The sequence below is a fragment of the Actinomadura sp. 21ATH genome (genome assembly GCF_041951345.1).
Taxonomy (GTDB): domain Bacteria; phylum Actinomycetota; class Actinomycetes; order Streptosporangiales; family Streptosporangiaceae; genus Spirillospora.
Genome location: NZ_JBGNUR010000027.1, coordinates 1 through 14,542 on the forward strand (window position 1 = coordinate 1; position 14,542 = coordinate 14,542).

The following is a 14,542-nucleotide window of genomic DNA, read 5'->3' on the forward strand; positions in this document are numbered from 1 at the left end:
CCCCCCCCCCGCTTCCACCACACCCCCCACCGCCCGCGAAACGCAACCACGGGCGAAACACCCGGCCCCCACCACCGGGAGCCCCATGGCTCCACCCCCGCGCCCCCGATAGGCTCGACGATATGAGTGTTCGGCGGGTGATGGGCATCGAGACCGAGTACGGCATCTCCGTACCGGGACAGCCAGGGGCCAACGCGATGGTGACCTCCTCACAGGTCGTCAACGCCTACCTCGCGGCATCGGCCGCACGGGCCAGAAGAGCCCGCTGGGACTTCGAGGAGGAGAACCCCCTCCGCGACGCCCGCGGCTTCGACCTCGCCCGCGAGGTCGCCGACCCCAGCCAGCTCACCGACGAGGACCTCGGCCTCGCCAACGTCATCCTCACCAACGGCGCACGCCTCTACGTCGACCACGCCCACCCCGAATACTCCGCACCCGAATGCACCAACCCCCGGGACGCCGTCATCTGGGACAAGGCAGGCGAACGCGTCATGGCCGACGCCATCCGCCGCGCCGCCATGGTCCCCGGCACCCACCCCATCCAGCTCTACAAGAACAACACCGACAACAAGGGCGCCTCCTACGGCTGCCATGAGAACTACCTCATGAAGCGCGAAACGCCCTTCGCCGACATCGTCCGCCACCTCACCCCCTTCTTCGTCTCCCGCCAGGTCGTCACCGGCGCCGGCCGCGTCGGCATCGGCGTCGACGGCCGCGGCGACGGCTTCCAGATCAGCCAGCGCGCCGACTTCTTCGAAGTCGAGGTCGGCCTCGAGACCACCCTCAAACGCCCCATCATCAACACCCGCGACGAACCCCACGCCGACCCCGAGAAATACCGCCGCCTCCACGTCATCATCGGCGACGCCAACATGAGCGAGGTCTCCACCTACCTCAAGCTCGGCACCACCTCACTCGTCCTCGCCATGATCGAAGACGGCTTCCTCACCACCGACCTCTCCGTCGACATGCCCGTCGCCGCCCTCCGCGCCGTCTCCCACGACCCCGCCTGCAAACACCTCCTCACCCTCCGCGACGGCCGCAAGATGACCGCCGTCCAACTCCAGATGGAGTACCTCGAACAGTCCCGCAAATACGTCGAAGACCGCTTCGGCGCCGACGTCGACGAGATGACCAAGGACGTCCTCGACCGCTGGGAATCCGTCCTCCACCGCCTCGGCGACGACCCCATGCAGCTCTCCCGCGAACTCGACTGGGTCGCCAAACTCTCCCTCCTCGAGAGCTACCGCGAACGCGACGGCCTCGACTGGTCCCACCCCCGCCTCCAGCTCGTCGACCTCCAGTACACCGACATCCGCCCCGAGAAGGGCCTCTACAACCGCCTGGTCACCCGCGACCGCATCGAGCGCATCGCCACCGAGGACGAGGTCCAGGCGGCCATCGAGGACCCTCCGGAGGACACCCGCGCCTACTTCCGCGGCCGCTGCCTGCGGCAGTACGCCGAATCCGTCGCCGCCGCCTCCTGGGACTCCGTCATCTTCGACGTCCCGGGCCGCGAGTCCCTCCAGCGCGTCCCCACGCTCGAACCTCTGCGCGGCACCAAGCAGCACGTGGGCGGCCTCCTGGACCGCTGCCGCACGGCGGCCGAACTCGTCCAGACGCTCACCGGACAAGGCTGACCCGCCGCACGTTCGTGACCACTTTGCCCGTTTCACAGCTTCGCGGAACGGCGATAACCCCAGCAGGCCCCCGCGCCGTCGAGGCAGCCAAATCCACTCGACGTCGGTGATCGGAGATAGGCTTGGGGGACCGGCGAAGTGGGAGGTAAGCATGGCCACGAAGGACAACTCGGGCGGTCAGAAGCAGGCCCCGCGGCGTACCGAAGAGGTCGAGGAGACCCAGGCCGCACCCGATGAGGAAGTCCAGGAGCGCCAGGAAAAGCTCTCGGACGATGTCGATGCAATTCTGGACGAAATCGACGAAGTTCTCGAAGAGAACGCAGAGGAATTCGTGCGCGGTTTCGTCCAAAAAGGGGGCCAGTAGGCATATGTCTACATAAAACGGACAGGAGAAAATCGAATAATTCGGATTTTGCGGCCATTTTCTTGATGGTCGGCCCGGAGAATTCGAAACTCTGTGCGAGGCGGTGGGTGGGGGCAGTAGGGTTTGGCCTGTGGAAGGAAAAGAATGCCGCGACTGCGGCCAGGTCAAACCCGCTGCCGAGTTCTGGAAGCGCAAAGCTTCCGAGGACGGGTTGGCGCTGTACTGCAAGGAGTGCTTCGGCCTCCGGAATGCGGCCAGCGGCCGCAAGCGTGCGGCGGCACAGGGAAGAGTCATGCGGCCCTACCGAAGATGGTCGGCCGTTCCGGAGGGCATGAAATATTGCCCCCGCTGTCAAGAGACCAAAGCGGTATCGGAGTTCGGGCGTAACCGGGCGGGCAGGTCCGGGCTCGGCAGCTATTGCAAGCCGTGCTGGACGATCGTGGTGGCTGAGAACAAGCGGCGCAACCACGGCAGTGAGCGCAACTACCTGCTCAAACTTCGGTACGGCGTCACCGCCGACGAAGTCGACGCACAACTGCGCAGCCAGAGCGGCGTCTGCGTGATCTGTCTCCGGGCCGCCGCCAAGCATGTGGACCACGACCACATGACGGGCCTTTTCCGTGCACTGTTGTGTTTCCGGTGTAATGGTGCGCTCGGACAGTACGACGACGATCCATGGCGAATGCGGGAGTCCGCCGACTACCTGGAAGGGCGCAGTTCCCATTCGCGGGCGATGATGCTCGAACTGGGGGTGGTGGTCATCGACGGTCATGCGCGTCGACTCGTGCGGCGGCTGCCTCGGCAGGGCACCGCACGCGATGACCACTTGCGGGAGCGGTACGGACTCGGCGAGGCGGAGGTCGAGAATCTCAAGCGGGTGCAGCGTGGTTACTGCGCGATCTGCCGCGATCGCGCGGCTGAGCACGTCGATCACGATCATGTGACTGGTGCGGTCCGTGGCGTCCTCTGTGGTGGCTGCAACACGGGGATGGGGCAGCTGGATGACGATCCGGTGTCGCTGCGCCGGGCGGCGGACTACGTGCAGGGCAGGCTGATCATGCGGCTGCCCGCGGCGGACGGCGGCGTGCGGTTCTCGTTCACGTGGCCGGACGTCGATCCCGCGACGGTTCCCGTGGACGGCTGGGAGCCGTACAGGGCGGCCGATGGCGCGCATCGGCGTCTTCTCCTGGAGTGGGAGGGGCGCATGGAGGAGCAGCCCGGTCTGAGGTTCGCGGTGAGCCTCTCCACCCGGTGCCGTCGGGAAGTGTTGATGCCTGGTGCGCAGGCGGTGTTTCCGAGGCTGGTGGCGGCGGCGGTGTCGCGCTGAGGAAGGCCGCCCTGGACGGCCCGGTCATGCGTCGTTGAGTGCGTCCAGGTGGGCGGCGTGGGCGTTGGCGACGGGGAGGCCGGCGGGCGGTATGGGGATTCCTCCTGCCAGGCGGCACCAGGCGAAGCCGAGGCCGGCGGCGGCGCCGAGGATTCTGAGGGTGGTGTCGGGGTCGTCGCTGGTGGGGGTGGGCCAGAGTTCGCGCAGGTAGTGGGTCTCGTCGTCGAGGATCTCGGTGAGCAGGGCGCGGAGTTCGGGGTCGAGCCAGCGGCCGACGGGGGTGGCGAGGTCGGGGCGGTAGGCGGCGATGTCGGCGGCGAGGAGGGCCGTGGCGGCGTGGCGGGGTTCGGTGTAGGTGGTCTGGTCTTCGGGGTCGCCGCAGGCCGGGGTGAGGGCGGTGGCGAGGTCGTAGAAGGCGAGCTGGAGGGCTTCGCCGGGGGCTGAGTCGGCGAAGAGGCTGGCGAAGAGGGGTGCGGGGCAGCGGCGGCGCCATTCGCGTTCGAGGACGTGGTCGCCGTAGGGGAGTGCGCGGTGGTCGAGGGCGGGGTTGGCCTGGAGGGGTTCGATCATGGAGAGCAGGGCGGAGGCGCGGACGCGGAAGCGGGTGTCGTCGCGGAGGGCCTGGGCCGTCATGACCATGCAGCGGATGAGTTGGGCGGCGGCGTCGGCGCGGCCGGCGCGGAGGCGTTCGGCGTAGAGGCCGATGAGGGTGTGGAGGGGTGGGGGCGGGAGCCAGCGGAGGCGGCCGTGGTCGGCGGGGGTGGCGGGGGCGGGGGCGAGGTGGGGTTCCCAGAGGTCGAGGAGGCCGAGTTCGGGGTCGAAGAGGGGGACGGCGGCGCACCAGAGGAGGGTGCTCCAGGTGGCGGCGATGGTGCTGGGGGTGCCGTGGAGGAAGTGGCTGAGGCCGAGGGGGTAGTCGGCGGGTGGTGCGTGGGCGGCTTCGGAGAGGACGGAGCGGAGGCGGTAGGTGAGGGCGCCGGATAGGGGTTTGCCGACCATGGCGAGGGGTGGGCCGTAGTCGGTGAGGTAGTCGGCGCCGGTGGGGAGGATCTCGGCGGGGATGGGGGGTGGGGTGGGGCCGGGGGCGGCGTTCTGGCGTAGGTGGGCGGCCTGTGGTGGCGGGGAGGGGAACCAGCGGCCGTCGGCGGGGTGCCAGCGGTACCAGCGGCGCCAGGCGGCGTAGAGCCACCAGCTGTGGTCGGGGAGGGTGAGGAGGCGGGGTTGGAGGGCCTGGCGGCGTTGGAGCGGGGTGGCGGCGGGCCACCAGGGGGCGGTGACGGCGGCGTGGGTTTCGTGTTCGGCGGTGGTGAAGGGGTCGGCGCCGTCGGGGAGGACGATGTCCTCTTCGGTGACGGGTGCGCGGTACGAGGGGCGGCGCGGCGGCCAGCCGGGTTGGCCGGGCGCGCTCGGCCATGTCGGTTGCCCGAGGGGGCTCGGCCAGCCCGGCTGGCCAGGGGGTCCCAACACCACGCCGTCATCGTAGTGGGCGGTGGTGGGTTCGCCGTGGGCGGAGGGCGTGCGGATCACGTGGCATGCGCCGGGCGCTCGTTGAACAGTAGGGTCTGAGTGGTCAGCGCCGGTGGTCCTGTGGTGGGGCCGCCGGTGCCATGGTGGAGGGAAGGAGTCGCGTGGCGTCCCACGATCGACACACCGGGCGGCTGCCGGGGCTGTTCGCGAGCCCCGATACGTCGTCGTTCACGGAGTTCCTTGGGGCTTACAGTCCGCAGTCGCTGCCGGGGCGGCGGTCGTTGCCGGCGGGTCCGTCGGGGTTCTCGGAGCACGACATTCCCCATGCCACGACGATCGTTGCGGTGACGTTCCCGGGCGGCGTGGTGATGGCGGGTGACCGGCGGGCGACGGCGGGGAACGTGATCGCGTCGCGGGACATCGAGAAGGTGTTCCGGGCGGACGAGTTCTCGGCGATCGCGATGGCCGGTACGGCCGGGATCGGGATGGAGCTGATCCGGTTGTTCCAGGTGGAGCTGGAGCATTACGAGAAGCGGGAGGGGCGGACGCTCTCGGTGGAGGGCAAGGCGAATCGGCTGGCGACGCTGGTGCGCGGGAATCTGGGCATGGCGATGCAGGGGCTGGCGGTGGTGCCGCTGTTCGCGGGCTTCGACGAGGAGCGCGGTGAGGGGCGGATCTTCTCGTACGATCCGGCGGGCGGCCGGTACGAGGAGCGCGAGTTCCATTCGATCGGTTCGGGTTCGGTGTTCGCGCGGGGTGCGCTGAAGAAGCTGTTCCGTGCGGATCTGTCGGCGGAGGATGCGGCGCTGGTGTGCGTGCAGGCGCTGTACGACGCGGCCGATGACGATTCGGCGACGGGCGGGCCGGATCTGGTGCGCCGGATCTTCCCGTTGGTGGCGGTGGTGGACGCCGATGGTTACCGGAGGCTCGGCGAGGACGAGGTGGGCGCGCTGGCCCAGGCCGTGGTCGACGGACGTAACGACTCGCCGGGCGGTCCGACCGCCCCGCTGCGATAGAAGGGATCGAGACCGGTGTCCATGCCGTTCTATGTGTCGCCCGAACAGCAGATGAAGGACAAGGCGGACTATGCGCGTAAGGGGATCGCGCGTGGCCGTAGTGTCGTGGTGCTGCAGTACGACGACGGCATCCTGTTCGTGGCGGACAATCCGTCGCGTGCGCTGCACAAGATCAGTGAGATCTATGACCGGATCGCGTTCGCGGCGGTGGGGAAGTACAACGAGTTCGAGAATCTGCGGCTGGGCGGTGTCCGGTACGCGGATGTGAACGGTTACCAGTACGACCGTCGTGATGTGACGGCGCGGGGGCTGGCGAACGTGTACGCGCAGTCGCTGGGGACGATCTTCACGGAGACGAACAAGCCGTACGAGGTGGAGCTGGTCGTCGCGGAGGTGGGTGACGACGCGGAGACGGATCAGATCTACCGGCTGACGTTCGATGGTTCGGTGGCCGATGAGCACGGCTATGTGGCCATGGGCGGTCAGGCCGATGCGGTGGCGCAGGTGCTGAAGGACCGGTACCGGGAGGGGATGCCGCTGGCGGAGGCGCTGCGGGTGGCGGTGCGTGCGCTGGAGGCGCAGGACGCGGACCGGCATCTGGAGGCGAAGTCGCTGGAGGTGGCGGTGCTGGACCGGAATCGGGAGCATCGGCTGTTCAAGGCGCTGACGGCGGAGCGGATCGGGCGGCTGCTGAACGAGGCGGAGGACGGGGGCGCCGGCTCGGCGGGTGCCTCTGGTGCGTCGGAGGGGTCGGCTTCGTCGGACGAGGACGGGTGAGCGTCGCCTAGGGCGGGCCGGTGTCCGGTGCCGCGGGCGTTCGCGAGGTTCACGAAGTACGCGGGTACTCGGGGTACGCGAGTGCGCGGCGTACGCGGAGTTCGTGACGTTGGTGTGAAGGGGTCTGCCGTGCCGGCGGGCCCCTTCACGCATTGATCTACAACGTAAAGGCAGCGGGTGGTGTGCGCGTACACGTTCCGCGGCGCCGGATGTCCGTCTCCCGCGTTCCATGGAAACCAGGGGCACCAGAGACTGCCAAGACGGTGTCCGGGCGCATAGGCTCGCGGTGTGGACAGGCGCATTTTCGGGCTTGAGAACGAGTACGGCGTCACCTGTACCTTCCGCGGGCAGCGGCGGTTGTCACCCGACGAGGTGGCCCGCTACCTGTTCCGCCGGGTGGTGTCGTGGGGCCGGAGCAGCAACGTCTTCCTGCGCAACGGCGCGCGGCTCTACCTGGACGTGGGAAGCCATCCGGAGTACGCCACGCCGGAGTGCGACAGCGTGGTGGACCTGGTGACGCACGACAAGGCCGGCGAGCGGATCCTCGAGGGGCTGCTGGTGGACGCCGAGCGGCGGCTGCGCGAGGAGGGCATCGCCGGGGACATCTACCTGTTCAAGAACAACACCGATTCGGCCGGCAACTCCTACGGGTGCCACGAGAACTATCTGGTGGGGCGGCACGGGGAGTTCGGGCGGCTGGCCGACGTGCTGATCCCGTACCTGGTGACGCGGCAGATCATCTGCGGTGCGGGCAAGGTGCTGCAGACGCCGCGCGGCGCGGTGTACTGCGTGTCGCAGCGGGCGGAGCACATCTGGGAGGGGGTCTCGTCGGCGACGACGCGGTCCCGGCCGATCATCAACACGCGGGACGAGCCGCACGCGGACGCGGAGCGGTTCCGGCGGCTGCACGTGATCGTGGGTGACTCGAACATGAGCGAGACCACGATGCTGCTGAAGGTCGGGGCGACCGATCTGGTGCTGCGGATGATCGAGGCCGGGGTGGTGATGCGCGATCTGACGCTGGAGAACCCGATCCGGGCGATCCGGGAGGTCAGCCATGACATGACCGGGCGGCGGAAGGTGCGGCTGGCGAACGGCCGGGAGGCCAGCTCGCTGGAGATCCAGAAGGAGTACTTCGGGAAGGCGAAGGACTTCGTGGACCGGCGCGGCGGCGACGAGGTCACGATGCGGGTGCTGGATCTGTGGGAGCGGGCGCTGCGCGCGGTCGAGACCGGTGATCTGGATCTGGTGTCGCGCGAGATCGACTGGGTGACGAAGTACAAGCTGATCGAGCGGTACCGGCGGAAGTACGATCTGCCGCTGTCGTCGCCGCGGGTGGCGCAGCTGGATCTGGCGTACCACGATGTGCATCGCAGCCGCGGGCTGTACTACCTGCTGGAGAAGCGGGGGTCGGTGGAGCGGGTGGCGAAGGATCTGGCGATCTTCGAGGCGAAGTCGGTCCCGCCGCAGACGACGCGGGCGCGGCTGCGGGGCGAGTTCATCCGGCGGGCGCAGGAGAAGCGGCGTGACTTCACGGTCGACTGGGTGCATCTGAAGTTGAACGACCAGGCGCAGCGGACGGTGCTGTGCAAGGACCCGTTCCGTTCGGTGGACGAGCGCGTGGACAAGCTGATCTCCGGTATGTGAGGCCGGGGGAGCGTGGGCGGAGAGGTCGTGCGGCGGTTCCGGGGCGGTGGTGACGCTCCGGGGCCGCCGCGTGACCGTTTTGGTGATGTGCCCGGTGAGTCGGGGGCTACCGGCCGGTAGTTCCGGGTAGGGTGTGCGCTCGGACGTTCACTCCCCGAAGGACGCGCACCCCCCGAAGGACGCGAATGAGCCTGAGCCGTCGACTCTCCGTGCTGCCCGCGGCCGCCGTGCTGGCCGTTCCGCTGCTGCTGGCGGGCGGGTGTTCGCTGTGGTCGGACGATGTCGGGGTGGCGGTGAAGGGCGACTTCGGTTCCCGCCCGGACGTGTCGTTCCCCAAGGAGGCTCCGGGTGAGGGCCTGGCGGTGGAGACGGTCCACGAGGGGAAGGGCGCGGCGGCGGCCAAGGGCGACCTGGTGGTGGCCGACTACGTGGGCTACCGGTGGAGCAAGGACGGCAGCAAGCTGCTGGCCAGCAGCTACAACTCGGGCAAGCCGGGGGCGTTCCCGACCGGGCGGCTGGTGCCGGGGCTGGACAAGGCGCTGCAGGGGGCGAAGGCGGGCAGCCGGGTGGTGGCCAGGATCCCGCCGAAGGACGGGTACGGCGACAAGGGCGCGACGCAGCACCAGGTGGGTGCCGGTGACACGCTGGTGTACGTGCTGGACGTGCGCGCGGTGTACGCGAAGGCGGCGGCGGCCAAGGGCGCGAGCCGGCCGCTGAACGATCCGCGGCTGCCGAAGGTCGGTGCGGCCGGGCCGGGCGGGGCGCCCGCGGTGACGGTGCCGAGGACGGCCGCGCCGGGGCGGCTGGAGGTCCGGACCCTGGTGCAGGGCGGCGGCGCGGAGATCCGCAAGGGGCAGCTGCTGGCGCTGCAGTACGTGGGCGTGTTCTGGCGGGACGGGAAGGCGTTCGACTCGTCGTACAAGTCGGGCCGCCCGTACGCCGCGACGATCGGTACCGGTCAGGTCATGAAGGGCTGGGACCAGGCGCTGGTGGGGCAGCGGGTCGGGAGCCGGCTGCTGCTGGTGGTGCCGCCGGCGCTCGGGTACGGGGCGAAGGGCCTGCCGCAGGCGGGGATCAAGGGGACGGACACGCTGGTGTTCGTCGTCGACGTCCTCGGCGCGCACTGAGCCGGGGAGTCCCGCTGTTCCGTCCGGCCGTTCTATAGGGCAGGCTGGTTGTTCTTAGAATGGCCCGGTGGAGGACATCGAGGCGATCGCCGTTCTGCAGGATCCGCTGCGGCGGCGGCTGTACGCGTATGTGGGGGCCCAGGGCCACGAGGTGAGCCGGAACGAGGCCGCCGAGGCGGCGGGCGTCCAGCGCACGCTGGCGGCGTTCCATCTGGACAAGCTGGTCGAGGCGGGGCTGCTGGAGACGGTGAGCCGGCGGCTGACGGGCCGGTCGGGCCCGGGGGCGGGGCGGCCGGCGAAGCTGTACCGCCGCGCGCCGGGGGAGCGGGCGGTGTCGCTGCCGCCGCGCGACTACCGGACGGCCGCCGAGCTGCTGGCCGAGACCGCGGAGGCGGCCGGGCTGGACGAGGAGCTGCGGGCCGCGGCCCGGCGGCAGGGGCGGGCGCTGCGCGGCGGGGAGCCGCCGTGCGGCGCCTCGGGTGATCCGGGGGCTCCGGGAGATCTGGGGGACGTCGCCCGGCTGCTGGAGCGGCGCGGGTACGAACCGCACGCGGACGGTGCGGTGCTGCGCATGCGCAACTGCCCGTTCGACGCCCTGTCGGAGCGCTTCCCGCCGCTGGTGTGCGGGATGAACCTGGCGCTTCTGGAGGGGCTTCTGGAAGGTGCCGAGGGTGTCCGGGTGCGGATCGACGCGCGGCCCGGGTGGTGCTGCACGGTGGTCGAGCCTTCTAAAAACAATGAAGATTGACATAGAAGCGGGACGCGTGGTGGGGTGAGCACCATGCCTTCCACTTCTCCGGCGCCCCCGGCGCCCGCCCACCACCTCGCCCAGTTCAACGTGGGCACGATGAAGCACCCCCTCGACGACCCCCGGATGGCGGAGTTCAGCGCGCTCCTGGACCCGGTCAACGCGCTGGCCGACGCCGCGCCCGGATTCGTGTGGCGGCTGGTGGAGGAGGGGGAGGCCGACGCGACCGGCCTGCGCCCGGCCGGCCCCGACGTGATCATCAACTTCTCGGTGTGGGAGAGCCGGGAGGCGCTGTGGGACTACGTGTACCGCAGCGCCCACCTGGAGGTGCTGCGCCGCCGCCGCGAGTGGTTCCGGCGGCACGTCGAGGCGCACCTGGTGATGTGGTGGATCCCGGCCGGGCACGTCCCGACCGTGGCGGAGGGCATGGAACGGCTCGCGCTGCTGCGCGCCGAGGGCCCGTCGCCGCGCGCGTTCACCTTCCGCGAGACCTACAGCCCCGACGGCGCCCTCGTCCCCTCCTGACCGCGTCCCGTCCTGACCGCGCCCCGTCCCGGCCGGGCGGTCTCGGCCTCTCGGCCCCTCGGCCGGGACGGGCGCGGCGCTACAGCAGGGTGGCGGTGTGGCGGCCGGCGGCGGCCGCGGTGAGGAAGTAGGGGAGGTCCTCGTCCAGGCGGCGGCCCATCGTCGACAGCCGCACGCCCCACTCCTTCTCCGCCGCCGCGAGCTCGTCGCGCAGCCCGTGCACGGCGACCGGGACGAGCTCGTGCCGGTCGCCGAGCGCGGCGGCCTCGCCCGCCACCCGGGCGCCGAACTCGCCGCCCAGCTCGGGCACCGGGATCTGCGCGCGGGCCAGCGCGACCCGCCCGTAGGCGGTGAGGCTGTGGTGGGAGACGCCGATGTGCCGCTCCCGCCGGTCGCCCTCGCTGACCCGCAGGGAGCCGACGGGCCGGCCGGACAGGACGGCCGCCGCGTTGATCGCCTCGCCGGCCGACACGCCCGAGAAGCCCCACTTCGTTCCGGTGCCGAGGTTGCCCGGGCCCTGCGCGAGGACGATCACCTCGGCGTCCAGTACCAGCCGCGCCGCCAGCATCCCGGTGTGGACGGTCACCGCCTCCAGGTCGCCGCCGAACGCCTGGCCGGCCGTGACGGTGGCGGCCAGCGCCCCCGCGTCCTTCAGCCGGGCGACCGACATCGAGAACCAGGACGGCAGCGCCCCGCCGTCCGGCATGACGTACACCACCCGGGTGCCCGGCCGCGCGGCCAGCAGCCCCGCCAGGATCGGCGGCAGCGCCGAGTGCAGGTCGGCGACGACCACCGGCGTCCCGTCCAGGGAGTCGGCGTCGCGCAGCAGCGCGTGGTGGGGGGAGTCCTGCTCGTCGGCGCCCAGCACCGTCGCCTGCAGCGGCGTGTAGCGGGCCTTCACCAGGTGGCCGGGGCCGGCCGGGTCGGGCGGCAGCCGGTCGGGGATCGCGACGACCATCGCGTAGCCGCCCGTCCCCAGTCCCATCGCCAAGGCCGTAGTGTTGAGCAGGACGGTGTCGCCCGGCTCGGGCCGCCCCACGAGCGCGGGGTACGCCAGGGCCCGGTGCGCCCCGTCGCCCCCGATCGTGACGTCCAGTTCGACCGCCCCCGGCCACTCCCGGCGGACGCTTTCCACGGTGCCTTTACGCCATCGGATCACCAGGAAACGGTAGCGTCCAGGCGCCGGGCAGGGTGGGATGGACGGCGTTCGGTGGCGCGGGTCGCCTTACAGCAAGGGTTCGCCGACGGAGAGGTGGTGGCGAAGTGTCGCGGCGCAAGACCGAGCGCCTGCTCAACCTGGTGGTGTGCCTGCTGGCCACGCGGCGCTACCTGACGGCCGAGCAGATCAGGCGGGCGGTGCCGGGCTACCCCGACTCCGACGAGGCGTTCAAGCGGATGTTCGAGCGCGACAAGGAGGAGCTGCGCGAGCTGGGCGTCCCGCTGGAGGTGGGCAGCGACCAGCAGGGCGGCGGCGGTGAGGAGATCGGCTACCGGATCCCGCCGCAGGCGTACGAGCTGCCCGACCTGCACCTCACCCCGGACGAGGCCGCGGTGCTGGGCCTGGCCGCCCGGGTGTGGCAGCGCGCCAGCATGGCCGACGCCGCCTCCGGGGCGCTGCTGAAGCTGCGCGCCGCCGGGGTGGAGACCGACGCCACCACCGCGGTGGGCATCGAGCCGCGCGTCGGCACCGAGGACCCGTCGTTCCCCGCGCTGTGGGAGGCGGTCCGCGACGGCCGTCCGGTGACCTTCGGGTACCAGGGCGTGGGCCGCACCTCCGCGGCCCGCCGGCATCTGGAGCCGTGGGGCGTGGTCAGCCGCCGCGGCCGCTGGTACGTCGTCGGCCACGACCGCGACCGCGGCCAGACCCGCGTGTTCCGGCTCAGCCGCATCATCGGCGAGGTGCGCCCCGACGGCCCGCCCGGCACGGTGACCGTGCCCGCTGGCGTGGACGTGCGGCGCCTCGCCTTCGACATGGGCGACCCGGTCACCGAGCCGCGCCCGGCCGCCGTGCGGCTGCGGACCGGCGCCGCGCAGGGGCTGCGGCGCTGGGCCCGCGACGTCCGCCCGTCCGGGGAGGGCGGCTGGGACGGCTGGGACGAGGCGACGCTGACTTTCCGCGACGTCGACCGGTTCGCGCCGTACCTGGCCCGGTTCGCCGACGACGTGGTGGTCCTCGACCCGCCCGACCTGCGGGAGGCGGTCATCCAGCAGCTCAAGGCGATCCTGGCGGCGGCCCCCGACGAGGGCCGCGCCGGCGACGGCGACATGGACAAGGCGGCGACATGAACACCACGGCGGCCGGCAAGGGCAAGGGCGCCTCCACCACCTCCACCGACCGGCTGGGCCGGCTGCTGGCCCTGGTGCCGTACGTGATCAGCCGCGACTCGGTGGCGCTGGAGGAGGCCGCCGCCGCGTTCGGGGTGACCGAGAAGCAGCTGATCGACGACCTGAACCTGCTGTGGTGCGTGGAGCTGCGGGCGCCCGACCCGTACTGCCCGATCGACCTGTCCTACGAGGGCGGCGAGATCATCGTGACCGAGGCCGAGTCGATCGCCCGGCCGCTGCGGCTGAAGGTGGACGAGGCCAGCGCGCTGCTGGTGGCGCTGCGGATGCTGGCGGGGATCCCCGACCTGCAGGACCGCGACGCGCTCAGCCGGGTGATCGCCAAGCTGGAGGCGGCGGCCGGCGCGGCCGCCGCGGTCAGCAGCCAGGTGGCCGTGGAGGTCGACGCGCGCGGCGAGACGCTCGGGCTGCTGCGCGGCGCGATCGGCGCCGGCCGGCGCGTCCACCTGTCGTACTACGTGCCCGCCCGCGACGAGAACACCGAGCGGGACGTGGACCCGATGCGGCTGCTGGTGGTGGAGGGCAACACCTACCTGGAGGGCTGGTGCCGCCGCGCCGAGGCGGTCCGGCTGTTCCGGCTCGACCGCGTCAGCGGCCTCACCGTCCTCGACACGCCCGCCGAGGTGCCCGCCGGCGCCGAGCCCCGCGACGTCGACGCCGGGCTGTTCCGGCCCTCGCCCGACGACGTGCGGGCGACGCTGGAGCTGACCCCGCAGGGCCGCTGGGTCGCCGACTACTACCCGTGCGAGAGCGTCGAGGAGCTGGGGGAGGGGCGGCTGCGGATCGTGCTGCGCACCCCCGACACCCGCTGGGTGCGCGGGCTGGCGATGCGGCTCGGCGACCAGGGCCGCATCACCGCCCCCGCCGACCTGGCCGGCGCCGTCCGCGCCGACGCCGCGCGCGCCCTCGCGCAGTACGACACGGTTTGAGGTTTTCGGCTACCGTGGCGGGCGTGGCGTGGGCTGGGGTGTCGGTGGTGCTGGGCCTTCTCGGCCTGGCCGTCCTCGCGGTGTGCTCGTTCCGGGTCTACCTCGGCGTGCGGCGCCTGGGGCGTGAACTGGAGCGGGCCAGGCGGAGACTCGGCCCCCAACATTCCGCGCTGCGCGATGAACTCCGAAACCTGCAGGAAGCCCATGAGGCGCAGGAGCCGGACGACGGCGTACGATCGTCGTAAGTACCACGCTGCTGAAGAGGACTCTCCATGCCGAACATCGGGACCCCCGAGCTGCTCATCATCCTTGTGGCCGTGCTGCTGATCTTCGGATCGGCCAAGCTGCCGCAGCTGGCCCGCTCGCTGGGCAAGTCGGCCCGGATCCTTAAGGCCGAGACCAAGGGCCTGCGCGAGGACGACAAGGACGAGGACGCCGACACCGCCGCCCCGGCCCAGGCGCAGGCTCCCGCGGGCGACGCCCGCGAGCGCGCCGCCCGCCTGCGCGAGGAGGCTGCCCGCCTGGAGAGCGAGGCCGGTGCCCAGGAGCCGCGCCGCCAGGGCGCCCTGCCGTCCGGTGAGGCCATCGAGGGCGTGCCGGTCTCGGACTACCGCACCCGCAAGACCTCCTGA

At 71.4% G+C, this 14,542-nt stretch carries 15 protein-coding genes; 13 read left to right on the forward strand and 2 right to left on the reverse strand.

The window, feature by feature from the left end:
• Positions 1 to 122 precede the first annotated feature (122 nt).
• The 3 genes from dop (at position 123) to ACA361_RS39805 (ending at position 3,331) form a co-directional block, all read left to right on the forward strand.
• On the forward strand, positions 123 to 1,640 hold the full coding sequence (dop, locus tag ACA361_RS39795; RefSeq protein ID WP_375020324.1) for a depupylase/deamidase Dop: 1,518 nt from the start codon (positions 123 to 125) through the stop codon (positions 1,638 to 1,640).
• Between the two features lie 151 nt (positions 1,641 to 1,791).
• The gene (locus ACA361_RS39800) at positions 1,792 to 2,004 is read left to right on the forward strand and encodes a ubiquitin-like protein Pup (protein WP_375020325.1); all 213 of its coding nucleotides are present in this window, start codon (positions 1,792 to 1,794) and stop codon (positions 2,002 to 2,004) included.
• A gap of 130 nt (positions 2,005 to 2,134) precedes the next feature.
• A complete protein-coding gene (locus ACA361_RS39805; protein WP_375020326.1) occupies positions 2,135 to 3,331 on the forward strand; it encodes an endonuclease VII domain-containing protein in 1,197 nt (398 codons plus the stop codon).
• 24 nt (positions 3,332 to 3,355) lie between these two features.
• Here the strand turns inward: ACA361_RS39805 and ACA361_RS39810 are convergent, their stop codons facing one another.
• On the reverse strand, positions 3,356 to 4,801 hold the full coding sequence (locus ACA361_RS39810) for a hypothetical protein (RefSeq protein ID WP_375020327.1): 1,446 nt from the start codon (positions 4,799 to 4,801) through the stop codon (positions 3,356 to 3,358).
• Between the two features lie 137 nt (positions 4,802 to 4,938).
• Between ACA361_RS39810 and prcB the strand changes: the two genes are divergently transcribed.
• The 6 genes from prcB (at position 4,939) to ACA361_RS39840 (ending at position 10,638) form a co-directional block, all read left to right on the forward strand.
• Entirely contained in the window at positions 4,939 to 5,814 is an 876-nt protein-coding gene (gene prcB, locus ACA361_RS39815) for a proteasome subunit beta (RefSeq protein ID WP_375020328.1), read from the forward strand.
• A 21-nt stretch (positions 5,815 to 5,835) separates the two neighbouring features.
• Positions 5,836 to 6,591 (forward strand): proteasome subunit alpha, encoded by a 756-nt coding sequence (gene prcA / locus ACA361_RS39820; RefSeq protein ID WP_375020402.1) that lies wholly within the window; start codon positions 5,836 to 5,838, stop codon positions 6,589 to 6,591.
• A 288-nt stretch (positions 6,592 to 6,879) separates the two neighbouring features.
• Positions 6,880 to 8,238, forward strand: a complete 1,359-nt coding sequence (pafA, locus tag ACA361_RS39825) for a Pup--protein ligase (RefSeq protein WP_375020329.1) — start codon at positions 6,880 to 6,882, stop codon at positions 8,236 to 8,238.
• 185 nt (positions 8,239 to 8,423) lie between these two features.
• Complete coding sequence (locus ACA361_RS39830) at positions 8,424 to 9,365, forward strand: FKBP-type peptidyl-prolyl cis-trans isomerase (RefSeq protein WP_375020330.1); 942 nt, start codon at positions 8,424 to 8,426, stop codon at positions 9,363 to 9,365.
• Between the two features lie 67 nt (positions 9,366 to 9,432).
• Positions 9,433 to 10,113: a helix-turn-helix transcriptional regulator gene (locus tag ACA361_RS39835; protein ID WP_375020331.1), complete on the forward strand. Its 681-nt coding sequence runs from the start codon at positions 9,433 to 9,435 to the stop codon at positions 10,111 to 10,113.
• 33 nt (positions 10,114 to 10,146) lie between these two features.
• Positions 10,147 to 10,638 (forward strand): DUF3291 domain-containing protein, encoded by a 492-nt coding sequence (locus ACA361_RS39840; protein WP_375020332.1) that lies wholly within the window; start codon positions 10,147 to 10,149, stop codon positions 10,636 to 10,638.
• A 79-nt stretch (positions 10,639 to 10,717) separates the two neighbouring features.
• On the opposite strand, the gene ACA361_RS39845 is transcribed toward ACA361_RS39840, so the two are convergent.
• Entirely contained in the window at positions 10,718 to 11,797 is a 1,080-nt protein-coding gene (locus ACA361_RS39845; protein WP_375020333.1) for a DUF3866 family protein, read from the reverse strand.
• A 104-nt stretch (positions 11,798 to 11,901) separates the two neighbouring features.
• Between ACA361_RS39845 and ACA361_RS39850 the strand changes: the two genes are divergently transcribed.
• The 4 genes from ACA361_RS39850 to tatA are packed head-to-tail and all read left to right on the forward strand — an operon-like array spanning position 11,902 to position 14,542.
• A complete protein-coding gene (locus ACA361_RS39850; RefSeq protein WP_375020334.1) occupies positions 11,902 to 12,924 on the forward strand; it encodes a helix-turn-helix transcriptional regulator in 1,023 nt (340 codons plus the stop codon).
• Positions 12,921 to 13,910, forward strand: coding sequence for a helix-turn-helix transcriptional regulator (locus ACA361_RS39855; RefSeq protein ID WP_375020335.1), 990 nt, complete (start codon positions 12,921 to 12,923; stop codon positions 13,908 to 13,910). The genes ACA361_RS39850 and ACA361_RS39855 overlap by 4 nt, the downstream gene beginning before the upstream one ends.
• Before the next feature lie 23 nt (positions 13,911 to 13,933).
• Positions 13,934 to 14,155, forward strand: a complete 222-nt coding sequence (locus ACA361_RS39860) for a hypothetical protein (protein WP_375020336.1) — start codon at positions 13,934 to 13,936, stop codon at positions 14,153 to 14,155.
• A gap of 27 nt (positions 14,156 to 14,182) precedes the next feature.
• The gene (gene tatA, locus ACA361_RS39865) at positions 14,183 to 14,542 is read left to right on the forward strand and encodes a Sec-independent protein translocase subunit TatA (protein WP_375020337.1); all 360 of its coding nucleotides are present in this window, start codon (positions 14,183 to 14,185) and stop codon (positions 14,540 to 14,542) included.